The organism is Pseudomonas sp. LBUM1676 (assembly GCF_059695605.1).
The window spans coordinates 6818277-6842141 of record NZ_CP166777.1; the positions used below are offsets into that span (position 1 = coordinate 6818277).

Sequence of the window (23865 nt, forward strand, 5' to 3'; positions counted from 1 at the left end):
AGGCGCTCATTCAAACGTCGTCCTTCAGCTTGAGCAAAGGTTCTTGAAAACGCAGCAGCCGACCCGCATTGCCCAACACCAATAGGGTACTGAGGTTGTGCAACAATGCAGCAATCATTGCACCCGCCGCACCCAGCCAGCCGAACGCCGCAAACACGACGATCGCCAGCGTCCAGCCCAGGCCAATGATCACATTGACCTGCAGGGTCCGCCGGCATTGGCGACTCAAACGCACACAGGTGCCGAGCCGCCGCAGGTCGCTGCCAATCAGCACGATGTCGGCCGAGGCCAGCGCGATGTCCGCTCCACCCGCCCCCATGGCTACGCCGACGACGCCAGCCTTGAGCGCCAGGGAATCGTTGATACCGTCCCCCACCACCATCGGCCGGAAGCCACTGCCGATTTCTTTCAGCACGCGATTGAGTTTGTCCTCGGGCAAGGCCTGCGCTTCGACATCACTGATGCCGACATCCCGCGCCAATGTGTGGGCAACGCTTTGTCGATCACCTGTGAGCAACAACTGCCGACCCAATCCGAGTTCGCGCAACTCGCTCAAGGCAAAGCGCGCTTCGGGTTTGACGCTGTCAGCCAGCAACAGCCAGGCGAGAAATTCACCGTTGAGTGCCAGCCCTGCAATCGGGCCGTCATGCTCGGGAACAGTGGAGGTGTCGATACCCAATTGAGCGAACAACTCCGGCCGACCTAGCGCCGCTTCGCCCTGCTCGGTCATGGCCACAACACCCAGGCCCTGACGCTCGCGAATATCCGAGAGCAATAGAAAATGTTCTTGGGTGACCAAGCCGGCAAGCGCGCGGCTGACGGGATGACTGCTGGCAGACCCCAGGCTGGCCGCAAGTTTCAGGACCTGGTTGCGATCCTCCAGAGGGCTGTCGATGGATTGCAAACGCAAGGTGCCGAAGGTCAGGGTTCCGGTCTTGTCGACCACCAGCGACGTCAGGTCAGCCAATTCTTCGAGAAACGCCGAACTGCGGATCAGAATCCCGTGACGGGCCGCAACAGCCACCCCGGCAATCGCCGTGGCCGGTGCCGATAGCACCAGCGCACAAGGGCAGGCTGCGACCAACACCGCGAGCATCGCCTGAGCATCGTTCGTCACGAACCAGGTCACTGCCGCGAGCAGCAACACCAGCACCATGTAACTGCCGGCATAGCGCTCCAGCAAACGCGTGATCGGCGGCTTGGATCGCTCGGCGTTTTGCATGAGCGCAATGACTTTGCCAAGAGTCGATTCGTTTCCGGTGCGCGTCACTTGAATACGCAACAAGCCATCGAGGTTGATCGCTCCACCGAACACTTGCATGCCGACAGCCGCCTCCATCGGCACCGACTCACCGGTGATGGACGCAGTGTCGAGACTCGCCTGACCGGATAAAACCCGACCGTCCGCCGGCACCCGATCACCCGCCCGGACTTCGACTACGTCACCGCTTGTGAGCACACCGTTGTCGACTTCGACGATCGAACCGTCCGCCTGAACCTTGCGCGCATGGCTGCGAGTCAGTTTGCCGAGCGCGCGAATCGCCTCCTGTGAACCGATCACGCTGCGCTCTTCCAGGACATGGCCAAAGATCATGATGATCGGCAGCAACGCAGCGGTGAGCAGATCGCCGGTGGCCCAGGCGCCGAGCATGGCCAGGGCGATCAGTTGATCGGTGATGCCGTGCAGGCTCGGGTAACGCAGGCTGTACCATGCCGAACGCATCACCGGCACGGCCACCAGTAACGAAGCCACACCCAACAGCAACTGACTGACGCCAGTTTGCAGCGGCAATAACCAGCGCCAGATCAGCCCTAGTACCAGCAAGCCAAGGGCAAGCATTGCCAGGGTCAATTGGCGAGCGGCGCTGCGTTGTTCAGCGGAAGACAACAGGCTCGATTCGGCGGCAGCTGGGGCAGTCATTGTGCATTTCCCTGAATGATCAGTCGGGAATCGTCTTTCGGATTGACCGTAGTCACTGAGCCGGCCTGACCAAGAATTTTCGGCATTCGTTCGCGATAGATCCGCAGCAGCATTTGCGGGTCGCTGCCCCGCTGTTGCGCCGAAGCCAGACTCAACACGCTGGCGGTGTCGGCGGAGGCTTTAGCCAGCCGTTCGCTGGCCTGGGCGTGGGCGACCTGAAGCGAACGATCGGCTTGCTGGTTGGCGGCCTGGGTCAATTTCTCGGCTTCGGTGCGCGCATTGGCCACCGCTTTGTCGGCCTGCTGACTGGCCGTCAGAACCGCATTGAACGCGTTGACTGCTGGCCCCGGGAGACTGGACTGTACGTCGACACGGGCCACTTCGATACCCAGCCCCTGCCCTGTCGCGGTCAATTGCGCCAAGCGCTGATTGATGCCTTGTACCAGATCGCCACGCAGTCGTTCGCGTCTTTCAGCCGCCTTGTTATCCACGCCGATCAACTCTGGGCGTGCAACCAGAATGGTGTCCAGGTCTCGAGCAGCGGTGAGTGCGACAGCGCTGCGCGTGACCAGCCGGTCCAGGGCCGGTAGCACATGTCCGCCTTGAAGGACGAAGGCGTAGGGTTCGGTGACCTTGTAGAACACCCGCACATCCAATTGCACCACACCCGCGTCGCCGGTCAAAAGATAGCCGGAGCCGGCCAGCGCATCACTGAGAGGTGTGGCGAACGTAGCGACCCGATCGGCCTGCATGGCCGCATCACTGCGCAATAGATTTTCAATTCGACGCTCGATAACCCGGTCCGCAGCCGGCAACAGAATGACCTGCTCGAACGGGCGAGGCCAGGCCAACAACAGCCCGGCATTCTGGACGCGATCGAGTGCGCCGAAGTGCAAGACCACCGCACGATTTTGTGGATCGATCTGCCGCACATTGGAAAATGCCCAGGCCAGTGCGGCGAGAACCGTCGCCGCATACAGGGCAAGAAACGCTAATCGCCCAGCCTGAATCCAGGGGCTACTCAATTCATTTGTTCCACGTGGAACCAAACTCATGGCTGCGACCCGGACTTGTTATCAAGGGTCGGCGGGCCGTCAACCAACACCCTGAACGGTGCGGCGTCGGTGCGTAAGATCAGTTTGGTGCCGGGCGTGACGATGGTGCCCAAGGTGTCCAGGGAGCGCAGCAGGTTGTAAAGCTGCGGCGACCCGGCATATGCCCGACCGTAGATCTGCGCCGCATCAACCCGTGATTGCGCTTCGATCTCGGCCGCCTTGACCGTGGCATCGGCCTGGACAACTCGTGCATCCCGTTCGGCCGCGGAACGGATTTGAGCCGCTTCACGTTTGCCAATGGCCGTGCGTTCGGTGGCAATTGTTTCACGCTCGGCGCGCATGCGATCGACTGTGGCGGTGAGGGTTACCGATGGCAAGGTCAGGCGTTCGATGCCGACTTGTACAACCCGCACGCCATAAGTCGCCAGTAGCTGCTGGTCGATTTGCTGCCGCAGCTGCGTTTCGAAGTCGGCAATGTGCACCTGGTTCGCGTCGGTGTTCACCAGGTTGGCCAGATCAAAACTGCTGGCCGTGGTTTCCAGTGCCGAACCGACGAAGGTGCGTATCTGCCGCGCGGCTTCGTCCGGCTGATTCTGCACAGCGCGCATGAAGCGCTGAACATTTTGCGGATCACCTTGCACCTGCCACGCCACATAAGCCTGAACGATGATGCGTAAACCGTCCCGCGTACCCACATCCTGCAAACCACTGGAAGTGGTACGCAACCGCAGATCGACCGGGATTGCCGCTTCGAACGGTGCCGGCCAACGCCAGCTGAGGCCAGGTTCGAGCAATACGCGCGACGGATTGCCAAAGCGCGTGATCACCGTCGCCTCCCCGGATCGCACTTGTACCAGGCTCGCTGCCGCGACGGCGAACGCCACCAGCAGCGCAGCCCAGCCCATGCGTCGCCACGGGAACGGACCAGATGGTTGAGGGTCACCGTGGTGGTGATGGTGATGTCCATGGTGATGCCCGCCATGGTTGTGATCATGGCCGCGGTGGTCATCGTGTGTGTGCGACTGGCTCAATGGGCAGCTCCTGGTTGAGCGGACTGACTCGCCGGCGCAAGGTCAGCCGGCAGGGAGAAGGTACGCAGGTCGATGGTCGGCGCATTGTTGCTGCCGCCCAGGCGATGATCGAGCACCAACAGTTTGGCGTTGGCCAGGCCTTGGGACAGTTGGCTGAAGTACTGTTCGAGCACGAAGGCCTGGCCAGCGCTGGCATAAGCTTTTTGTTCGGCGCTGAATTTCAGATCTGCCGCCCGGGCAGCGGCATTGATTTCACGCGCATTGGCTGTCGCCTGGTCGCGGGCGATACTGGCCTGCATCTGCGCCTGATGGGTGGCCTGCGCAGCCTCACCGCGTTCACGTGAGATCAATGCCTGGGCACCAATCTGCGCCGCTTGCACCCCGTGATAGGCATTGGCTGCCCCCGCCGGCGGATGAATCGCCTCGACCACGGTGGCGAGAATTTCCACTCCGCTGCCGAGTTTCTGCAGATCGTCCTGCACCGCCCGGCCGATATCTTCGGCGAGCCCTACCCGGTCCTCGCCGAGCAAACCGTCGAGGGTGCGTGACGCGAAGTCGTGAACCAGGATCCGGCTGGCGGTGCTGCGGATCAGGGTTGGTACATCGGCACTGTTGTAGGTCGCCGCCAATGCCGCCTGATCACTCAGGCCGATGCGGTAGACGAAACGCACATCCATGTTGACGATCTGGAAGCTCTGCTTGTCGGCTCGGCTGCTGGCGATGACCTGGGATTTGTCATTCACGTGGCTCGCGTCCCACAAGCGATTGGCAATCGCCGGTGCCGGGCCTTCGGCAGGTTCGGCAATGATCGCTGGTGCCGCTTCGCCCACACTGGTGGCCAACTCGTGGACCACGCCGTTTTCAACGTTCAGCACTCGGCCCAGCGGCCAGGGCAAACCCGCGCGCAAACCAGGACCAAAAACCTCCACCGGTTTGCCGAAACGCTCGTAGATGCCTCGCCCGTGCAGGGGGATTTCGTGAATGCCGGTGAGCGACCAGCCCACAAGCGATACCACCGCCAGCACTGGCAAAAGTGCCCGGCGCATGTAGGTAAAAGCCCAAATCTGCCGCAGATCTATGCCGAAACGGTTGTGCAGTTCGTGCTGTAGCGCCAGCAATGGCTGCGGTGGCCAGCGCAGCATGTCGGCGATGAAGCTTCGCGCCAGCATCACCGGTTCGAGTCGTTCCTGTCTGGGGTGGAACAATGACAATACGGCGCGCAACAGCATTTCGACCGCGACAAGCCCCGGCAGCAGGCCGATCAGGACGGCCACCCGCATTGGCCAGATTGAGGTCTCGTTGGCGAACAGCAGGCAGAGAGCGCTCAGCAACAGACAGCCTATGGCTACACGCGCCAGCTGCGCCAACGGCCCTGCTTCGGGCCATTGGGCTACGTTTTCCTGGGTCAAATGCCGTTCCAGCACCAGCAAACCGAAGGCGAGCGTTAATGACAACGCGGCACCGACACTGGCCGAGAAGCCGAGAGTGGCAGGCGGCAATGCAAGGTTCCAGGCCTGTTCAATGCTGAACAAAGTCAATAATGCCCACCCGCCAAGCCATAACGTCGGCGCGCCAATCTGCATCAGCATTTTCAGCCATTGCTGACGGATACGATCCAGCAGCCGGTCGTACCAGCCTTCCGGGCTAATCGCTTCTTCAACAACGACCGCCGGCACAGGCGGATTCATCGCTTGGGCCCGCCACTGCGTCACCCACCAGGCTGACTGAAGGCCGGCCACCAGCACCAGCAAACCGGCGCTTTGATTGGTCAGCACTACCGACCAAAGAGACTGCGGAGCAAACAGCCCGACAAAAAATGCCAGTACCAGTCCTGTACCCGCCAGTGCTCCCAGGCCGATCGCGAATTGTCGCAATCGCCTGCCCTGAAAGACTGCCTGTTGAAAGCGCGGAAGTCCGGCTACCTCATTTTCATCACCATCCAGATCGACTTGCATACCACCCCAGTTCAGCTTTGCTCAGCAATGGGCGTTACGATATAACGAAATGAGTGAAATTTTCGTATTGTTTCTCCAGTGGCGGGCGCCGCCGAATGGCTCGAAGCGTGCTCGCGAAGGGGTCAAGGCGGTCAGAGTGGCAGATGCTCAAGCGGCAACGCCCCCGGTGTCTTCACCGTGTGAATCGCAAAGTTACTGCGGATATCACTCACGCCGGGCAGCTTCAACAGGCGCCCGGTGAGAAAACGGTCATAGGCACGCAAATCCGGCACGACCACCTGCAGCAGAAAATCCGATTCGCCTGATACCAGAAATGCTGAAATCACCTCGGGCAATGCCGTTACGGCCAAGCGAAAGGACTCCGCCTGTTCATCATTGTGGCGTTCGACCTTGACCCCGACAAATACCGTCAGTCCCAGCCCGACTTCATCTCGATCAAGATTGGCTTGGTAACCGCGGATCACCCCGGCTTCTTCGAGCATCCGTACCCGGCGCAAGCAAGGCGACGCGGACAGCCCTATCTCATCAGCCAGTTGTACATTGCTCAGGCGGCCATCCCGTTGCAGCGCTGCGAGAATCTTGCGGTCGTAGGCATCGAGTTTCATGATTTGGCAGATCCTGATGGTGTATAGCTTCTCCAGTGGCAGATTATGCCAACTTCAGAGGATTCTGAAGCGAAGTACGCAACCACCTGCCCTGCTCTTCAGCCCTAGACTGAGCGTACCGAATTGACAATGAATGGGGTGCAAGGTGGCAGGACTCTGGCTGTTTTTCATGGCGTTGGCGGTGGTTTATCTATTGCCCGGCCCGGACATGATCCTGCTATTGCAGACCGGCGCCCGTCAGGGTAAAGGCGCCGCGCTGGCGACGGCGCTGGGCCTGGGCGTTGCCCGGGGTTGCCATGTGGCATTGGCGGCGCTTGGGTTGGCCGCGCTGTTCAAGACTGCGCCCTGGACCTTCGACCTCGTCCGTCTGGCCGGGGCCGCGTATCTGCTATGGATCGGCGTTCAGTGCCTGCGAACCACAATGCTGCCGAACCTGAACGGTGGCGACACCACCTCCCCGAGGCTTCGTTGGCGCGCAGCGATCCAGCGTGGTTTGCTCACCAATCTGCTGAACCCAAAGGCGCTGCTGTTCTGCTCGGTGCTATTGCCGCAATTCATCAATCCTGAGGCGGGTCCGGTACTCGCACAGTTTGCAACCTTGGGCGTGATACTGGTCAGCGTCGGCCTGGTGTTCGACAGCGCCTATGCACTGACCGGTGCCGCGCTCGGCCGCTGGCTGCAGCGCAGCCCGTCGGCCCGGCGACTACAACAATGGTTGTTCGGTAGCCTGCTGATCGGATTCGCGGTGCGGCTGACGTTTGTTCAACAGGCTTGAGCCTTACCGCGTCTTGCGGCGGCGACGATTGATCAGCACCAGCGCTGCTGCGGTGAAAGCGATCACACCGCCAACCTGCAACGCTTTCTTATAGGGCCGCAGGGCAGAACGCGCAGCGTCTGTTACTTGGGTCACATAGCGCTTGTCGGCGTTCTGGAAGTCCGGATCATGGCATTGATGACCGAAATCGCCAGCAAAGACCACGTAAGGGCCTTCCTCGACATAACGGCGGTAGAATGCTTTTTGCTCCTGGAGACCAGTGCCCCACGAAGAAGCTTTGCACAACACTGCCGCGAAAGCCTGACTGCTGTGGGGCAGATTATCAGCGGCCTTGCTCGCCAGGGCCGTGGCAACAAAACGGTAGTGGAAACGTTCGTCAGGTTGCGCCACCGTGGCCTGCTGGCGCTGCACCTCTCCTTCGGTCATCAGCGGCCCGACCTTAAGCTCTGGAGCTTGCAGGCTGTAATTTCCGCCAAAGGTGGCGTAATCCGGGGACATCTCATAGCCCAACAACTCCATTCCGTCGAAACGGGCTACGGTCGCGGCGTAGTAATACGCGAATGCCCGATCGGTCGGCCACCACTTGGATTCGGCGTCGTGGCGTAACTGCCCATACCAGATAGCCTTATGTTTTAACTCAATGTTATCGAAGTACGCCGGCGCTTCTTCGTAACGCTGTTCGCGTATCAACCGCCGGCCCAGCAAATTGCGCAGTTTTGCCGCCACCGGTAACGGCACATAGTTATCGCGCTCCTGTTGGGTCAGCGGTGGTGGCGCCGGCACATGGGTGTCGACATATTGCTTGAGCTCATCGAGGGTCAGCACCCGTTCGGCCACTGTCGCCGCGTCGAACCAATAAATGTCCTGACTGCGGTAGAGCTGATCGAGCGCTTGCAGGTAATCCCCGCGTTGCAATGCCAGAATCGCGCTTTCACCCTTGACGCGGCACTTGGGCTGGAGGGTTTCGAAATCCCAATCCGGGGTCCGTCGCTCGCCCCAGGATTCATTCTGCGGGAAGGCTTGGGCAGCCTTGGCGTACGCCGCGGCGGCCGCGGTTTTATCGCCATCGCGCATGGCCAGTTTCGCCCGCAGCCACCAGGCCAGACCGCCATCGCCCGCATGTTCAAGGAATGCCTTGGCACTGGCGTAGTCACCCTGCTGATAATTGACCGCCGCCAGACGATCAGCGTTTTCCAGGCTGCCCTGGGTGCTGTTCTGCAACAGTTTGAGCAGCTTCAATTCGTTTGGCGGTTGATCACCGAATGACCAACCCATCCGACTGATCAACGACGCCGCTACCAGTTGCTGCACCGGTTTGCCCTTGAGCAACGGTGCCAGCCGATCTTCAGGCATCGCCGCCAGATCGTTCATCAACAGTTTCAGCGAGGTGTAGCCCACCGCCGAACCGTGGAGGTTTTGCGTGGCATAGAGTTCGATGGCGCGGCTCCAGTCACCAGCCCGGCGCACTACCCGGGCTTCTTCGCCGAGGCTGGCGACACCCAGTTCCAGCGGGTCGCTGAAGCCGTCGATGCTCAACTGACGGGTCTGCTCGAAAGCTTGTCGCGATTGACCAAGCAGATCGGGGCGGGCATCCGCTTCGGAGCTCTGGGCAAACAGTGCCCGACCCAACGAGTAGGCGGCCCAGGTACTGCGCAACGTCCTTTGATCAGCCGGCAACGCCAGGAGCTTCTGGAAGTAGTCGACCGCCAGCCCATACTCGCCCGCATTGAACGCCACGGCACCTGCCAGATATAGTTTGATCTCGGCCGGCAGATCCGCGCCTTGAATTTCGACCTGGCGGGCATCAGTCAGGCTACGAAGTTGTTTCACCCGTGCTTGCTGCTCTGCCGTCAAACCGACCTGTTCAGCATTGTCCCGCTGTTCGGCATGATTGGGCACATCACCGTAGCCAACATTCGGATTGAGCGTGGCTGCCGTTACATTCCTGAGCCCGGCGATCACCTGCCCAATGCGATTGATCTCGAAGTTGAAGTTGCCTTCCGGCAGCTCCGCCAGCGACTGGCCACGGTTGTCGAGCAGGCGCATGGGGAAGTCCGGGCCGCAGGCAAGCGCCGAACCCAGCGGCAGGCCGAGGCTCAGGCACAGCAGGTGACGCGGCCAGTTACGGGTGAACATTCGAAGCTCCTTGGTTAATGTATGCGCAGCGTGCCCAACCGATGGCGCGCTGCCCGCCGGCCGCTATTCGACCCTCGCGCAGGCGAGTGAAGGTAAGCAGATCGGGGCCCTGTTGCAATGCATAACCGGCCAGGGCATCGGCACCCTCACACCCCCGCACAGTCAGCGTCAGGCGTTCGGGCCAGGCGCTGTCGAGGTTGCCCTGATTGTCGAGGCTGATGTCGTAAAGGCCTGCCTGCGCCGAGAGCTGCAGCGCCAGGCGACTGTCGAGCGCATCGCCGCGAGCCACCGCGCGCAAGGTGGTCAGGCTCCAGGCTCGGCGATCGTTGGCCAGCGGCAGACGGAACCAGATCAGGCCCGCCAGATGAGCCGGAGGATCGTTGCGCAATTGGTTGGCGAGTTTGCTCAGTTGCTGCGGATCGGCCAGCAATTCCCGACGCATGCCACCGCGCTCGAGGGTCACTTCACTTTCCACGATCGGTGCGCCGCTGTCCCCCGGCAACAACGCCACGCCATAGGCTGGTAGCGCCAGATAAAAAGGTTTTGAAGTGATGCGACTCCAGGCCATGGACCACGTGCTGGCCTGATCCGGGTCGAACAGGCCACTGCGTGGATCGCTGACCGCGTGCACCTGCAACACACTGCTGTCGACTGTGGATAAAAGCGCCGGCAACTCAGGGCTGTCGAGCCAGGAAGGTAACGCCGTGATGCTCAATGGCAGTGAGGCCGGCAGAACCGCGCGCAGATGCACGAGAAATTCCCGGTAGGCCGGTAATCGGGCACTACCCGCATCGTGGTCGATTTCCACGCCGGAGAGGTTCAGCCCTTTGCCTTGCCAATCGCCGAGTACCTGCAGGATCTGCGCAGTGATCTGGTCCTGGTCCAGTGACTTGAGCTGGCCATCGAGACGAATCACCGCGATCAGCGGCCGGCCGTCACCTTCAAGCAGCGCCGGATCGATGCGCGCCCGGCTCCAGCCCGACTGTGGGAACGCCTGCAAGGCCAGCACCCGAAGGGTCGAAAAGTCCGCGCGGCTGCCCTTGAGGGCGGCTTCATGGGCCGGGGTCCATTGCCGTTGCCAGACATAGAGTTGCTGATCGAGCGGTGGTGCGTCCTGTCGTTCGCAACCGATGAGCGACCCCAGCGCAGCCAGCAACATAATGAATCGAGTCAAAAAAACCATTAAAAGCCTTATCCCTGAGACGCGAAAAGGGCCGTTCATGGCCCTTTGTCGCTCTGCCCGCTACCCTACTGAGGCCCCGGCTCAGGGGCAATGTTCACAGGCATTGGATAATCAGATATCCAATACCAAAGGTTGCGAACCCTGGGCCGGGATCGCGCAACAAATCAGTACCTGCCCTTCGTCCGGCACCTCTGCCGGCGGCTGTGGATAATTGACCTGGCCGCTGATCAAGCGAGTCTTGCAGGTTCCGCAGGAACCGCCGCGACAGCTGAATTCCGGACGCAGCCCACGGCTTTCCGCCAACTCCAGCAAACTGCCGCCGTCGGGTTGCCAGCGGGCCTCTTTGGCCGAGCGCTGGAACACCACTGGCACCGACGTAGTGGCCGCTGGTGGCTGATCGATGACGATCGCGTCAGGGTCCGGATGGCGACGCAAGGTCGATGGGCCAAAGGTTTCGGCGTGAATCCTGGCATCGCGGATGTCCAGTTCCCGCAGACCGTCGTAAAGCCCTTGGGTAAAACTGCCCGGACCGCAGAGAACGAAATCCAGCTGATCGTAGTCCTCCACTTCCAGAATAGTTCTGAGCAACGCAACGTCGATCCGTCCCGCCAGATCAAAGTCCTCTCCCTCACGCGCCTCGTCTTCCGGCTGACTGAGCAGGCGCAACACCCTCACTGCGTCACCTGCCCCGTCGAGCAAGTGATCCAGCTCGGGTCGAAACGATTGGTCGGCCAAGGTTCGCGAACTCTGGAAAAACCAGGTTGGACGAATGTGACGGGTGCGCAGGCCCTGGTAAACCACCTCGCGCAGCATCGACAGCAGCGGCGTGATGCCCACCCCTGCCGCCAGCAACACCAGCGGCCGGCGTTCATGGGGCGCCACGGTGAAATGCCCTTGAGGTGCGCGGGCTTCCAGCAGATCACCGACGCGAACCTGTTCATGCAAAAACGTAGAAACCAGACCTTCACGCTTCACGCTGATGCGGAAAAAATCATCGGACGGCGCGCTCGACAGGCTGTAGGTGCGGATATGCACCTCGTCGGCAATATTGAATCGTAGCGGCAAATGCTGCCCGGCCTTAAACACCGGCACCCCCGCGTTATCGGCTGGCTGCAGATAGATCGATCGGATGTTGTGACTTTCTGCTTCGATCCGCACCACCCGTAGCGGCCGCCATTGATCGCCCAAAGCGCGGGCCTGGAGACGAGCCCTGGCCTGCTCCCAGGTACCGGTCAGCAAACTGGTGGGTGAAACACCGTCGAAGCGCCAGCGCAAAGCCAATGCTGCCGGGCGACGAACGACGCTTTCTACGTCGAATGTCCACAGCCGCTCGGCCCCTTGAAAGGCTTCGACTTGCGGACCTTCAAGGATGATGTCGGTGCGACCGCTGAGGTGCAGCAGATCGCCCGAATGAAAATCGATGAACAGCAAACCGGCGCGAGGATTGAGTAGCAGGTTGCCCAATGTGTTGAAGAACAGATTGCCAGCGAAATCCGGAATGGTGAGGCGATCACCTTCCACCTGGATGAATCCGGCTTGGCCGCCGCGATGCGACACATCCACCGAACGCTGGCCATCGACGTCCACGTAACTGGCGACGAAAAAGGTATCGGCACCGACGATCATGGCTCGGGCGACGTCATCCAGCCCCTCAACGTGCTGCGCGATGCGGGTCGATGGATCCGCCAGCGGCACCGAGCGAAACTGCCGTAATTGAATGTATTGCGGGCAGTTGCCGAAGGACTGTTCCACGGTTACACCGAAGCCGCTCGCCGACAGCGTGTCGATTCGCCCGTTGATACGATTGCGCCGCCGGGTATGCAGTTCGATCCCCAGCAAGCCGATTGCCGCGCCATCGGTCAATTGCGCAGGGTCATCGGCAGCCGGAAGGCTGTTGAAGTGCAGGGCATCCGGCGCGGGAGAATGGGCGAAGCCTGGCTCGCCTTCGAGAATGCTGGCCCACGGGTTGCCCTCGGCATCTACCGCCCCGTACAGCATGAACGGCAATTGCTGATAGAACGTGCGGTGCTGGTCTGGCATCTCAGTGCGAATCACCCTGCGGCCGAACGCCTCCATTCGCTCGGCAACACCGACGTGAGCCTGCAACTGTTTCTCGCCAGCATGCCAAGGCGAACGGTCCATAACGGTTCCTCCCCTGCGCCATCGACGCAGCGTGAACGGCCCGTAAGTCTCGGGCCACAGGCATCAGGCGGTTGTTTGCAGGCCGGCAACGGTGCGCGGCATGCCGACAAAACCAGGCAAGGCTTCGATGCGCGCCAGCCAGGCCCGCACGTTGCCGTAGTCTTCAATTGAGACGTTGCCTTCAGGTGCATGGGCGATGTAGCTGTAGGCCGCGACGTCGGCAATGGTCGGCTCGCTGCCGGTCAGATAAGCCGATTTGGCCAGTTCCTGATCGATTACCTTGAGCCAGGTGTGAGAATAAGCGATCACTTCTTCAGCGTTGAAAGACGCACCAAACACCGTGATCAGCCTGGCCCTGGCAGGACCGAAAGCGAGAGGTCCGGCGGCGACCGACAGCCAGCGCTGTACCTTGGCGGCACCGATCGGGTCCGTGGGCAGCCAACGGCCGTTGCCGTACTTTTGCGCCAGGTAAACCAGAATTGCGTTGGAGTCGGCCAGAATCACGCCCTGGTCATCGATGACTGGAACCTGACCGAAAGCGTTGAGCGCCAGAAACTCCGGCTGCTTGTGCGCCCCCTTGGCCAGATCGACGAAGATCAGCTCGGTCGGCAATTGCAGCAGGGACAGCATCAGCTCCACACGATGAGCATGGCCGGAACGTGGGAAGTTGTAGAGTTTGATTGCTTGCATGGTCGACTCCGCGGGGTAGTGGCGCCGTCAAGGAAGAATCAGCGCCGATGACCGCTATCTTCCCCCTGAGGCCAAAACAACAGAATAACCAGCAAACGCAATCCATTATTTCAGTCAGAGCAATAATGGCTCAGCCCTGCAAGGCCGGATGCTGCCGCAGCGCGTTCACTGCAAAATCCACGAAACTGCGAATTCGCGCCGGCGCGTTGCGCCCGCCCTGATACACCACATGGATTGGCAATGGTGGCAGTTCGAAGTCGGCCAACACGATCTCCAGCTCACCGGCCGCGACTCTGCCCGCGACCTGATAAGACAGGACCCGGGTGAAACCCAACCCCAGACACGCCGCGGTAATGGCCGCCTGATTCGCCGTCACCACCAACCGCGGTTCCGGGCGAACACTCAGGGGTTCACCTGCATCGAGAAAAGGCCAGCTTCTCAGCTGACCGATGGCGGACGTTCCAATAACCGGCGCCTGAGTCAGATCCTGAGGATGTCGAGGTCGACCCTGGGCAGTCAGGAACTGTGGCGAACCGCAAATCACCCGCCGCACTTCACCCACACGAATCGCGTGCTGGTTACTGTCGGGTAACTCACCTATGCGCACGGCGACATCGACGCCCTCCTCGACCATGCTCACCACTCGGTCGACCAGCAAGCCATTGATGCTGACCTCGGGAAACCGCGTCAGGTAGTCCACCATCATCGGAGTGACGAACAGTTCGCCGAATAACACCGGCGCGGTGATCGTTAATTGCCCACGGGGCTGGGTGTGACTTCCCGCTGCCGAATCTTCGGCTTCCTGCACCTCGGCGAGAATCCTGCGACAGTCTTCGAGATAGCGCTGACCGGCTTCGCTCAAATGCACGCTGCGAGTGGTGCGGGTGAGCAACCGTGTGCCGATGCGTTTCTCCAGCGCCGCTACCGCCCGGGTGACGCTGGCGGCCGACATGCCCAAACGCCGCGCCGCCGCCGAGAAGCCCTGGTCTTGGGCGACCGCAGCGAAGACCTGCATTTCCTGGAATCGGTCCATAAGGGCATGTCCTTATTCAAAATCAAAAAATCGCAGCCTTCGGCAGATCCTACAGGGGTACTTCCTGTGGGCGCTGCGAAGGCTGCGATCTTTTTGCTTTAGCGAGACCTGTGGATAACTTATTCCACAGTCACCGATTTCGCCAGGTTGCGCGGCTGATCGACGTCAGTGCCTTTCAACACCGCCACGTAGTACGAGAGCAACTGCAGCGGAATGGTGTAGAGGATCGGTGACAGGATGTCGTGGATATGCGGCATTTGCACCACATGTGTGCCCTCGCCATTGGTCATGCCCGCCTGCTCGTCTGCGAAGACGATCAGCTCGCCGCCCCGGGCGCGAACTTCCTGGAGGTTGGACTTCAGCTTCTCCAGCAATTCGTTGTTTGGCGCCACGGTAACCACTGGCATGTCGTTATCCACAAGCGCCAACGGGCCGTGTTTCAGCTCGCCGGCCGGATAGGCTTCGGCGTGGATGTAGGAGATTTCCTTGAGCTTGAGGGCGCCTTCCATCGCGACCGGGAACTGCGCGCCACGACCGAGGAACAGGGTGTGGTTCTTCTCGGCGAATAGCTCGGCGATTTTTTCCACGGTGCTGTCCATGGCCAGGGCTTCACCCAGGCGACTCGGCAGACGACGCAGTTCTTCGACCAGAGTGGCTTCGACGCCCTCGGCCAAGGTGCCGCGAACCTGACCCAGGGACAAAGTCAGCAACAGCAGGCCGACCAACTGAGTAGTGAAGGCTTTGGTCGAGGCCACGCCGATTTCGCGGCCGGCCTGGGTCAACAGCGTCAGGTCCGACTCACGTACCAGCGAGCTGATACCGACGTTGCAGATCGCCAGGCTCGCCAGATAACCCAACTCTTTGGCGTTACGCAGGGCAGCCAGCGTGTCGGCGGTTTCACCGGACTGGGAGATGGTCACGAACAGGGTGTCGTCCTGCACCACCACCTTGCGATAGCGGAACTCGCTGGCGACTTCGACCTGGCAAGGGATACCCGCCAGTTCTTCGAGCCAGTAACGGGCAACCATGCCGGCGTGGTAGCTGGTACCGCAAGCGACGATCTGTACGTTACGCACTTTGGCGAACAGTTCGGCCGCCTCTGGGCCGAAAGCCTGCACCAATACCTGGCTCTGACTCAGGCGACCTTCCAGGGTGCGCTGCACCACGACCGGTTGCTCATGGATTTCCTTGAGCATGTAGTGGCGGAACTCGCCTTTATCGGCAGCTTCGGCGCCGTCGCGATATTGCACGGATTCACGTTCGACGGCTTGGCCATCAACGTCCCAGATCTGCACGCTATCGCGGCGAATCTCGGCGATATCACCTTCTTCCAGGTAGACGAAACGGTCAGTCACCTGACGCAGTGCCAATTGGTCGGAGGCGAGAAAGTTTTCCCCCAGACCCAGACCGATCACCAACGGGCTGCCGCTACGGGCTGCGACCAGACGATCCGGCTGTTGAGCGCTGATCACCGCCAGCCCATAAGCGCCGTGCAGTTCTTTGACGGTCGCCTTGAGGGCCACGGTCAGATCGCGCAATTCTTTGAGCTTGTGTTCCAGAAGGTGAGCGATGACTTCGGTGTCAGTGTCCGAGGTGAAAACGTAACCCAAGGCGGTGAGTTGTTCGCGCAGGGCTTCGTGGTTCTCGATGATGCCGTTGTGCACCACGGCCAGATCGCCGGAGAAATGCGGATGAGCGTTACGTTCGCAAGGCGCGCCGTGAGTGGCCCAGCGTGTGTGGGCGATGCCCAGTCGACCGATCAGAGGCTCGCTTTCGAGCGCTTGTTCCAACTCACTGACCTTGCCCGGACGGCGGGTGCGCTCAAGTTTTTCGTCGTTGGTGAAGACCGCCACACCTGCGCTGTCATAACCACGGTACTCGAGGCGTTTGAGGCCTTCGAGCAAGATGGCGGTAATGTTACGTTCTGCGACTGCGCCGACAATTCCACACATGCTATTTCTCCTGACTGACAGGCGCGCAAATCAAATTGATGCCGCGGGCCTGAATCTGATCCCGTGCCTCAAGCGGCAGGCGATCATCGGTAATTAGGGTATGAACGCTGCTCCACGGCAGCTCCAGGTTGGGGATCTTGCGTCCTATCTTGTCGGCTTCCACCATCACCACCACTTCGCGGGCAACCTCGGCCATGACCCGGCTCAGTCCCAGCAACTCGTTAAAGGTGGTGGTACCGCGCACCAGGTCAATGCCATCGGCACCGATGAACAACTGGTCGAAGTCGTAAGAGCGTAGTACCTGCTCGGCAACCTGCCCCTGAAAGGACTCGGAATTCGGGTCCCAGGTGCCGCCGGTCATCAACAGCACCGGCTCGTGCTCGAGTTCGCTCAAGGCGGTGGCGACATGCAGGGAATTGGTCATCACCACCAGGCCCGGAAGTTGCCCGAGCTCTGGAATCATCGCCGCCGTCGTGCTGCCACTGTCGATGATGATTCGTGCATGCTCACGAATTCGCATCACTGCTGCGCGAGCTATGGCCTGCTTGTATCGGGAAATGGGTTGACCGATATCGGCCACCAGTTCCTGAGGCATGGTGATGGCGCCGCCATAACGGCGCAGAAGCAGGCCATTGCTTTCAAGCGCCGCCAGATCCTTGCGGATGGTAACTTCCGAGGTTTCGAAGCGCTTGGCCAACTCATCCACACTGACTTCGCCCTGCTCATTGAGCAAGGCGAGGATATTGTGCCGGCGTTGAGGTGTATTGCGTTTCGACATGGGCGGGTAAGTTTCGATTCGAAAGATAACGGAAGCAATCAAAACCTATTGTCGAAACTTCGTCAAGCGGTAGGCGATAAAAAGACCTGTGGATAAAAAGCCTCGCTCCTACGGTTTCAGAGTTATCCACACAATGTGTGAAGACCCGGACTGTAGGAGCAAGCGGTGCGACGATTCGACTTGCCCTCGAAGGCGATCTAAAGATCGCCACCCAGTGCTGTGGATAACTTAGCTCTTCTTGATTTTCTCCGGCCGCTTCCAGCCATCGATATTCTTCTGCCGTGCCCGTCCCACAGCCAACTGCGCGTTATCCACATTCTGCGTGATGGTCGAACCCGCCCCAGTGGTCGCACCCGAAGAGATATCCACAGGCGCCACCAACGAGGTGTTGGAACCGATGAACACATCTTCACCCAGCACGGTTTTCCATTTGTTGGCGCCGTCATAGTTGCAAGTGATGGTGCCTGCACCAATGTTGGTGCGCGCACCGATCTCGGCATCGCCCAGGTAAGTCAAATGACCCGCCTTGGCGCCCTCACCCAGATGAGCATTCTTCAGCTCAACGAAGTTACCCACATGAGCCCGTGCTTCCAGCACCGTGCCTGGGCGTAAACGCGCGAACGGGCCAGCATCGCTGCATTCACCCAGAATCGCGCCTTCGATATGGCTATTAGCTTTGATCACCACGCCTTTACGCAGAGTGCTGTCCTTGATCACGCAGTTCGGACCGATCACCACGTCATCCTCGATCACCACCTTGCCTTCGAGAATCACATTGATGTCGATCAGAACATCGCGACCCACCGTGACTTCACCCCGCACATCGAAGCGTGCCGGATCACGCAGGGTCACCCCTTGCGCCATCAAACGGCGGCCAGCGCGCAGCTGATAGTGACGCTCGAGTTCGGAAAGCTGTTTGCGGTCATTGGCGCCCTGCACTTCCATGGCGTCATGGGGTTGCTCGGTGGCAACCACCAATCCATCGCTGACGGCCATGGCGATTACGTCAGTCAGGTAATACTCGCCCTGGGCATTGTTGTTGGAGAGACGGCTCATCCAGCCACCCAGTTGCGCGAACGGCAGGGCGAGAATGCCGGTGTTGCCTTCCGTGATAGCACGCTGGGCTTCGTTGGCGTCTTTCTGCTCGACGATAGCGGTCACTTTGCCATCGGCGTCGCGGACAATGCGGCCATAGCCGGTCGGATCGTCCAATTCAACGGTCAACAAGCCCAGTTGCTGCGGTGCGACTTGCTTGAGCAGACGCTGCAGGGTCTCGACTTCGATCAACGGCACGTCACCGTAGAGAATCAGCACGGTGTCAGACTCGATGAACGGCACCGCTTGAGCGACGGCGTGGCCGGTGCCCAACTGTTTGTCTTGCAGGACGAAATTAAGATCATCAGCTGCCAGACGCTCACGGACCACGTCCGCACCGTGACCAATGACCACATGGATGCGCTGTGGATCAAGTTGCCGGGCGCTGTGGATAACATGGCCGAGCATCGAGTTGCCGGCAATCGGGTGCAGAACTTTCGGCAACGCCGAACGCATGCGAGTGCCTTGGCCAGCAGCGAGGATAACGATTTCTAGAGACATGACTGGCTACCAATCCTGGGTGGTCAGCGGCTGCGACCAGGTGATGAATGTCGGAAATGAAAAAAGGGTAGCCGAGGCTACCCTTTCTAATCAATCGCGCAATAAGCGGCGGCCTGTTAGTGGCCGAACTTCTTGCGGATCTGCTGGACGGTGCGCAGCTGAGCTGCAGCCTCGGCCAGACGTGCGGCAGCAGAACCGTAATCGAATTCCGCGCCCCGCTCATGCAAGGCCTTCTCGGCAGCCTTAACGGCTTCCTGAGCGGAGGCTTCGTCCAGGTCGGCAGCCCGTTGCACGGTGTCGGCAAGAACCTTGACCATGTTCGGCTGAACCTCGAGGAAACCACCAGAGATGTAATACACCTCTTCTTCCCCGCCCTGCTTGATCAGGCGGATCGGGCCCGGCTTGAGATTAGTGATCAGCGGCGCGTGACCCAGGGCGATACCAAGATCACCCAGTGCACCGTGCGCAACCACCATCTCGACCAGGCCGGAGAAGATTTCCCCTTCCGCGCTGACGATATCGCAATGGACTGTCATAGCCATCTGATTGCCTCAACCTAAATTAGCGCCCGTTGCCGGGCGCCGGGATTACAGTTTCTTGGCTTTCTCGATCGCTTCTTCGATGCCGCCGACCATGTAGAACGCTTGTTCTGGCAAGTGGTCGTAGTCACCGTTGAGGATGCCTTTGAAGCCAGCAATGGTGTCTTTCAGGGAAACGTATTTACCCGAAGCACCGGTGAAGACTTCAGCCACGAAGAACGGCTGCGACAAGAAACGCTGGATCTTACGAGCACGGTTTACCAACTGCTTGTCGGTTTCCGACAGCTCGTCCATACCCAGGATCGCAATGATGTCCTTCAGTTCTTTGTAACGCTGCAGAACATACTGTACACCGCGAGCGGTATCGTAGTGGTCCTGGCCGATCACGTTCGGGTCCAGCTGGCGCGAAGTCGAGTCGAGTGGATCGACCGCCGGGTAGATACCCAGGGAGGCGATGTCACGGGACAGAACGACGGTGGCGTCCAAGTGGGCGAAGGTGGTCGCTGGCGACGGGTCAGTCAAGTCATCCGCCGGTACGTATACCGCCTGGATCGAGGTGATCGAACCGTTTTTGGTCGAAGTGATGCGCTCTTGCAGAGTACCCATCTCTTCGGCCAGGGTCGGCTGGTAACCTACTGCCGAAGGCATACGGCCCAACAGTGCGGATACTTCAGTACCGGCCAGGGTGTAACGATAGATGTTGTCGACGAACAGCAGAACGTCGTTACCTTCGTCACGGAACTTCTCGGCCATGGTCAGGCCGGTCAGTGCTACGCGCAGACGGTTACCCGGCGGCTCGTTCATCTGACCGTAAACCAGTGCCACTTTGTCCAGAACGTTGGAATCCTTCATCTCGTGGTAGAAGTCGTTACCCTCACGAGTACGCTCACCCACACCGGCGAACACGGAATAACCGCTGTGCTCGATGGCGATGTTACGGATCAGTTCCATCATGTTTACGGTTTTGCCTACACCGGCACCACCGAACAGACCGACTTTACCGCCCTTGGCGAACGGGCAAACCAGGTCGATAACCTTGATGCCGGTTTCCAGCAGGTCGTTGCCGCCCGCTTGCTCAGCGAAGGTTGGCGCAGGACGGTGAATGCCCCAGCGCTCTTCGGTGGCGATCGGGCCAGCTTCGTCGATCGGGTTACCCAGAACGTCCATGATCCGGCCCAGCGTCGCTTTACCGACCGGTACGGAGATGGCTGCGCCGGAGTCGGTGACTTCCAGACCGCGCTTCAAGCCCTCGGTGGAACCCATCGCAATGGTACGTACCACGCCGTCGCCCAGCTGCTGCTGAACTTCCAGGGTGGTGCCTGCATCGCTTTTTACACTCAAAGCGTTGTAGATGCTCGGTACGCTGTCGCGTGGAAATTCCACGTCGATAACGGCGCCGATGATTTGAACGATACGTCCGCTACTCATAGCTGGATCCTCTGAATATTTGAACCGTTAAACCGCGGCAGCGCCGCCGACGATTTCCGAGATCTCTTGGGTGATCGCAGCCTGACGCGCCTTGTTGTAGACCAGCTGCAAATCGCTGATCAAATCACCGGCGTTGTCGGTAGCGTTCTTCATCGCGATCATCCGCGCAGCTTGTTCCGCCGCGTTGTTCTCGACCACCGCCTGGTAGACCTGCGACTCCACGTAACGGACCATCAAGCCGTCAAGCAGCTCTTTGGCGTCCGGCTCGTACAGATAATCCCAGTGGTGCTTGAGTCCTTGATCCGGGGTTGCCACCAGTGGAATCAATTGCTCCACGGTAGGCTGCTGCGTCATGGTGTTGATGAACTTGTTGGATACCACGGACAGGCGGTCAATACGGCCGTCCAGGTAGGCATCCAGCATCACCTTGACGCTGCCGATCAGGTCATTGATCGACGGCTCTTCACCCAGGTGGCTGATAGCTGCTACGACGTTACCGCCGAAGTTGCGGAAGAAAGCCGCACCCTTGCTACCAACAACACACAGATCGATCTCGACGCCGTTTTCACGGTTTTTCGCCATGTCCTTGACCAAGGCCTTGAACAGGTTGGTATTCAAGCCACCACACAGACCACGGTCACTGCTCACCACGACGTAACCGACGCGCTTTACTTCACGGTCGATCATGAAAGGGTGGCGATATTCCGGGTTGGCGTTGGCCAAATGACCAATAACCTGGCGGATGCGCTCCGCGTAAGGACGGCTAGCAGCCATGCGCATTTGTGCCTTGCGCATTTTACTGACCGCCACTTTTTCCATGGCGCTGGTAATCTTTTGCGTGCTTTTGATGCTCGCAATCTTACTGCGAATCTCTTTTGCGCCTGCCATGTAACACCTATCAGGTTAGCAAGCGGGAGCCTTGCGACTCCCGCTGCGGCTTACCAGGTTTGGGTGGCCTTGAACTTCTCGATACCGGCTTTCATGCCAGCGTCGATTTCGTCATTGAAGTCACCCTTCACGTTGATCTTCGCCATCAAATCGGCGTGATCGCGGTTGAAGAAAGCAATCAGCGCTTGTTCGAAGCTGCCGATCTTGGTGATTTCAACGTCAGTCAGGAACCCACGCTCAGCGGCATACAGCGACAGCGCCATGTCAGCGATCGACATTGGTGCGTATTGCTTCTGCTTCATCAGCTCGGTAACGCGCTGACCATGCTCAAGTTGCTTACGGGTCGCTTCGTCCAGGTCAGAAGCGAACTGGGCGAATGCCGCCAGTTCACGGTACTGAGCCAGAGCGGTACGGATACCACCGGAGAGCTTCTTGATGATCTTGGTCTGAGCGGCACCACCCACACGGGATACCGAAACACCGGCGTTCACAGCAGGACGGATCCCGGAGTTGAACATGGCCGATTCCAGGAAGATCTGACCGTCGGTGATGGAAATCACGTTGGTCGGAACGAACGCGGAAACGTCGCCAGCCTGGGTTTCGATGATCGGCAGTGCGGTCAGGGAACCGGTTTTGCCGGTCACTGCGCCGTTGGTGAACTTCTCTACGTACTCTTCCGAAACGCGGGATGCGCGCTCCAGCAGACGGGAGTGGAGATAGAACACGTCGCCTGGGTAAGCTTCACGGCCTGGTGGACGGCGCAGCAGCAGGGAAATCTGGCGGTAAGCCACTGCTTGCTTGGACAGATCGTCATAAACGATCAGCGCGTCTTCACCGCGGTCGCGGAAGAATTCACCCATGGTGCAACCGGAGTACGGTGCCAGGAACTGCAGTGCTGCAGATTCCGAAGCGCTCGCTGCGACGACGATGGTGTTAGCCAGCGCGCCGTTTTCTTCCAGCTTGCGAACCACGTTGGCGATGGTCGATTGTTTCTGACCGATCGCTACGTAGACGCAGAAAATGCCGCTGTTTTTCTGGTTGATGATCGCGTCGATCGCCAGAGCGGTTTTACCGATCTGACGGTCACCGATGATCAGCTCACGCTGGCCACGGCCGACAGGAATCATGGCATCGACAGCCTTGTAGCCAGTCTGTACAGGCTGGTCTACCGACTTACGCCAGATCACGCCTGGAGCAACTTTCTCGACCGCGTCGGTCTCGGTGTTGTTCAGCGGACCTTTGCCGTCAACCGGGTTACCCAGTGCGTCGACTACGCGACCCAGCAGTTCCTTACCAACCGGAACTTCGAGGATGCGGCCGGTGCACTTGGCGCTCATGCCTTCAGCCAGAGACTGATAGGAGCCCAATACCACGGCACCTACGGAGTCTTGCTCCAGGTTGAGAGCCATACCGAAGACGCCGCCCGGAAACTCGATCATCTCGCCGTACATTACGTCGGCCAGACCGTGAATCCGCACGATACCGTCAGATACGCTGACGACAGTGCCTTCGTTACGGGCTTGGGAGGTCACATCGAGCTTGTCGATGCGGCCCTTGATAATTTCACTTATTTCGGAAGGATTGAGTTGCTGCATTGCTCTGCTGCCCCTTCAAACTCAAGATTTCAATGCTTCGGCAAGGCTCGCGAGTTTGCCGCGAACCGAGCCATCGATTACCAGGTCGCCGGCGCGGATGACAATGCCCCCGATAAGGGATTTGTCTTCCTCGACTTGCAGGCGCACTTCCCGGTTGAGTCGTGCACTGAGAACCTTGGCGAGTTTGTCTTGCTGTTCTTGGTTCAATGCAAAAGCACTGGTCACTTCTACGTCTACCGACTTCTCTTGTTCAGCCTTGTACAGGTCAAACAGAGCGGCTATCTCCGGCAACAGCGGGAGACGGTCGTTTTCGGCAACGACGTGAATGAAGTTCTGTGCCTTGGCATCAAACTTGTCGCCGCACACGTCAATAAACGTGGCGGCCTTGTCTGCGCTCGTCAGTCGCGGGGCCTTGAGCACGCGCTGCATGGTGTCGTCTTGCGACACTGCTGCAGCCAGGCCGAGCATGGCTGACCAAGAGGCCAGTTGCTGGTGGGCCTGGGCGTGCTCGAAGGCTGCCTTAGCGTAAGGTCGGGCCAACGTGGTCAATTCTGCCATGATCG

General features: G+C 59.7%; 19 protein-coding genes. 1 reads left to right on the forward strand and 18 read right to left on the reverse strand.

Going from position 1 to position 23865, the window contains the following annotated elements:
• Positions 1-10: 10 nt before the first annotated feature.
• From ACA041_RS31605 to ACA041_RS31625, 5 genes are all read right to left on the reverse strand, one after another.
• The gene (locus tag ACA041_RS31605) at positions 11-1921 is read right to left on the reverse strand and encodes a cation-translocating P-type ATPase (protein ID WP_497439308.1); all 1911 of its coding nucleotides are present in this window, start codon (positions 1919-1921) and stop codon (positions 11-13) included.
• The gene (gene hflK / locus ACA041_RS31610; protein ID WP_497439309.1) at positions 1918-2976 is read right to left on the reverse strand and encodes a protease modulator HflK; all 1059 of its coding nucleotides are present in this window, start codon (positions 2974-2976) and stop codon (positions 1918-1920) included. Before hflK (ACA041_RS31610) ends, ACA041_RS31605 begins: the two co-directional genes overlap by 4 nt.
• Positions 2973-4007, reverse strand: a complete 1035-nt coding sequence (hflC, locus tag ACA041_RS31615; protein WP_497439310.1) for a protease modulator HflC — start codon at positions 4005-4007, stop codon at positions 2973-2975. Before hflC ends, hflK (ACA041_RS31610) begins: the two co-directional genes overlap by 4 nt.
• Complete coding sequence (gene hflK / locus ACA041_RS31620) at positions 4004-5962, reverse strand: protease modulator HflK (RefSeq protein WP_497439311.1); 1959 nt, start codon at positions 5960-5962, stop codon at positions 4004-4006. Before hflK (ACA041_RS31620) ends, hflC begins: the two co-directional genes overlap by 4 nt.
• Before the next feature lie 131 nt (positions 5963-6093).
• Entirely contained in the window at positions 6094-6567 is a 474-nt protein-coding gene (locus tag ACA041_RS31625; protein ID WP_163910566.1) for an Lrp/AsnC family transcriptional regulator, read from the reverse strand.
• A 145-nt stretch (positions 6568-6712) separates the two neighbouring features.
• On the opposite strand from ACA041_RS31625, the gene ACA041_RS31630 reads away from it, so the two are divergent.
• Positions 6713-7342: a LysE family translocator gene (locus ACA041_RS31630; RefSeq protein ID WP_497439312.1), complete on the forward strand. Its 630-nt coding sequence runs from the start codon at positions 6713-6715 to the stop codon at positions 7340-7342.
• A 3-nt stretch (positions 7343-7345) separates the two neighbouring features.
• On the opposite strand, the gene ACA041_RS31635 is transcribed toward ACA041_RS31630, so the two are convergent.
• From ACA041_RS31635 to ACA041_RS31695, 13 genes are all read right to left on the reverse strand, one after another.
• Complete coding sequence (locus ACA041_RS31635) at positions 7346-9478, reverse strand: hypothetical protein (RefSeq protein ID WP_497439313.1); 2133 nt, start codon at positions 9476-9478, stop codon at positions 7346-7348.
• A complete protein-coding gene (locus ACA041_RS31640) occupies positions 9465-10661 on the reverse strand; it encodes a DUF3142 domain-containing protein (protein WP_497439314.1) in 1197 nt (398 codons plus the stop codon). Before ACA041_RS31640 ends, ACA041_RS31635 begins: the two co-directional genes overlap by 14 nt.
• Before the next feature lie 111 nt (positions 10662-10772).
• Complete coding sequence (locus ACA041_RS31645) at positions 10773-12803, reverse strand: 2Fe-2S iron-sulfur cluster-binding protein (protein ID WP_497439315.1); 2031 nt, start codon at positions 12801-12803, stop codon at positions 10773-10775.
• Between the two features lie 63 nt (positions 12804-12866).
• Positions 12867-13493 (reverse strand): glutathione S-transferase family protein, encoded by a 627-nt coding sequence (locus ACA041_RS31650; RefSeq protein ID WP_497439316.1) that lies wholly within the window; start codon positions 13491-13493, stop codon positions 12867-12869.
• A gap of 130 nt (positions 13494-13623) precedes the next feature.
• Positions 13624-14526 carry a LysR family transcriptional regulator gene (locus ACA041_RS31655; protein WP_497439317.1) on the reverse strand — a complete coding sequence of 301 codons (903 nt, stop codon included), beginning with the start codon at positions 14524-14526 and terminating at the stop codon, positions 13624-13626.
• 119 nt (positions 14527-14645) lie between these two features.
• Positions 14646-16478, reverse strand: a complete 1833-nt coding sequence (gene glmS / locus ACA041_RS31660; protein WP_497439318.1) for a glutamine--fructose-6-phosphate transaminase (isomerizing) — start codon at positions 16476-16478, stop codon at positions 14646-14648.
• A gap of 1 nt (position 16479) precedes the next feature.
• A complete protein-coding gene (locus ACA041_RS31665; protein ID WP_497439319.1) occupies positions 16480-17256 on the reverse strand; it encodes a DeoR/GlpR family DNA-binding transcription regulator in 777 nt (258 codons plus the stop codon).
• Positions 17257-17484: 228 nt separating this feature from the next.
• On the reverse strand, positions 17485-18852 hold the full coding sequence (gene glmU, locus ACA041_RS31670) for a bifunctional UDP-N-acetylglucosamine diphosphorylase/glucosamine-1-phosphate N-acetyltransferase GlmU (protein WP_497439320.1): 1368 nt from the start codon (positions 18850-18852) through the stop codon (positions 17485-17487).
• Between the two features lie 116 nt (positions 18853-18968).
• On the reverse strand, positions 18969-19394 hold the full coding sequence (locus ACA041_RS31675; RefSeq protein ID WP_010465460.1) for a F0F1 ATP synthase subunit epsilon: 426 nt from the start codon (positions 19392-19394) through the stop codon (positions 18969-18971).
• Positions 19395-19439: 45 nt separating this feature from the next.
• The gene (gene atpD / locus ACA041_RS31680; protein WP_497439321.1) at positions 19440-20819 is read right to left on the reverse strand and encodes a F0F1 ATP synthase subunit beta; all 1380 of its coding nucleotides are present in this window, start codon (positions 20817-20819) and stop codon (positions 19440-19442) included.
• A gap of 27 nt (positions 20820-20846) precedes the next feature.
• Complete coding sequence (gene atpG / locus ACA041_RS31685; protein ID WP_497439322.1) at positions 20847-21707, reverse strand: F0F1 ATP synthase subunit gamma; 861 nt, start codon at positions 21705-21707, stop codon at positions 20847-20849.
• A 50-nt stretch (positions 21708-21757) separates the two neighbouring features.
• Positions 21758-23302 carry a F0F1 ATP synthase subunit alpha gene (atpA, locus tag ACA041_RS31690; protein ID WP_497439323.1) on the reverse strand — a complete coding sequence of 515 codons (1545 nt, stop codon included), beginning with the start codon at positions 23300-23302 and terminating at the stop codon, positions 21758-21760.
• Positions 23303-23323: 21 nt separating this feature from the next.
• Positions 23324-23860, reverse strand: a complete 537-nt coding sequence (locus ACA041_RS31695) for a F0F1 ATP synthase subunit delta (RefSeq protein WP_109626976.1) — start codon at positions 23858-23860, stop codon at positions 23324-23326.
• Between the last annotated feature and the right edge of the window lie 5 nt (positions 23861-23865).

What these genes read in the sequence shown, in the direction of transcription:
- ACA041_RS31605 (WP_497439308.1), bottom strand. Translation starts at nt 1,921, where the DNA reads ATGACTGCCCCAGCTGCCGCCGAATCGAGCCTGTTGTCTTCCGCTGAA.
- hflK (WP_497439309.1), bottom strand. Translation starts at nt 2,976, where the DNA reads ATGAGTTTGGTTCCACGTGGAACAAATGAATTGAGTAGCCCCTGGATT.
- hflK (WP_497439311.1), bottom strand. Translation starts at nt 5,962, where the DNA reads ATGCAAGTCGATCTGGATGGTGATGAAAATGAGGTAGCCGGACTTCCG.
- ACA041_RS31625 (WP_163910566.1), bottom strand. Translation starts at nt 6,567, where the DNA reads ATGAAACTCGATGCCTACGACCGCAAGATTCTCGCAGCGCTGCAACGG.
- ACA041_RS31635 (WP_497439313.1), bottom strand. Translation starts at nt 9,478, where the DNA reads ATGTTCACCCGTAACTGGCCGCGTCACCTGCTGTGCCTGAGCCTCGGC.
- ACA041_RS31640 (WP_497439314.1), bottom strand. Translation starts at nt 10,661, where the DNA reads ATGGTTTTTTTGACTCGATTCATTATGTTGCTGGCTGCGCTGGGGTCG.
- ACA041_RS31645 (WP_497439315.1), bottom strand. Translation starts at nt 12,803, where the DNA reads ATGGACCGTTCGCCTTGGCATGCTGGCGAGAAACAGTTGCAGGCTCAC.
- ACA041_RS31650 (WP_497439316.1), bottom strand. Translation starts at nt 13,493, where the DNA reads ATGCAAGCAATCAAACTCTACAACTTCCCACGTTCCGGCCATGCTCAT.
- ACA041_RS31655 (WP_497439317.1), bottom strand. Translation starts at nt 14,526, where the DNA reads ATGGACCGATTCCAGGAAATGCAGGTCTTCGCTGCGGTCGCCCAAGAC.
- glmS (WP_497439318.1), bottom strand. Translation starts at nt 16,478, where the DNA reads ATGTGTGGAATTGTCGGCGCAGTCGCAGAACGTAACATTACCGCCATC.
- ACA041_RS31665 (WP_497439319.1), bottom strand. Translation starts at nt 17,256, where the DNA reads ATGTCGAAACGCAATACACCTCAACGCCGGCACAATATCCTCGCCTTG.
- glmU (WP_497439320.1), bottom strand. Translation starts at nt 18,852, where the DNA reads ATGTCTCTAGAAATCGTTATCCTCGCTGCTGGCCAAGGCACTCGCATG.
- ACA041_RS31675 (WP_010465460.1), bottom strand. Translation starts at nt 19,394, where the DNA reads ATGGCTATGACAGTCCATTGCGATATCGTCAGCGCGGAAGGGGAAATC.
- atpD (WP_497439321.1), bottom strand. Translation starts at nt 20,819, where the DNA reads ATGAGTAGCGGACGTATCGTTCAAATCATCGGCGCCGTTATCGACGTG.
- atpG (WP_497439322.1), bottom strand. Translation starts at nt 21,707, where the DNA reads ATGGCAGGCGCAAAAGAGATTCGCAGTAAGATTGCGAGCATCAAAAGC.
- atpA (WP_497439323.1), bottom strand. Translation starts at nt 23,302, where the DNA reads ATGCAGCAACTCAATCCTTCCGAAATAAGTGAAATTATCAAGGGCCGC.
- ACA041_RS31695 (WP_109626976.1), bottom strand. Translation starts at nt 23,860, where the DNA reads ATGGCAGAATTGACCACGTTGGCCCGACCTTACGCTAAGGCAGCCTTC.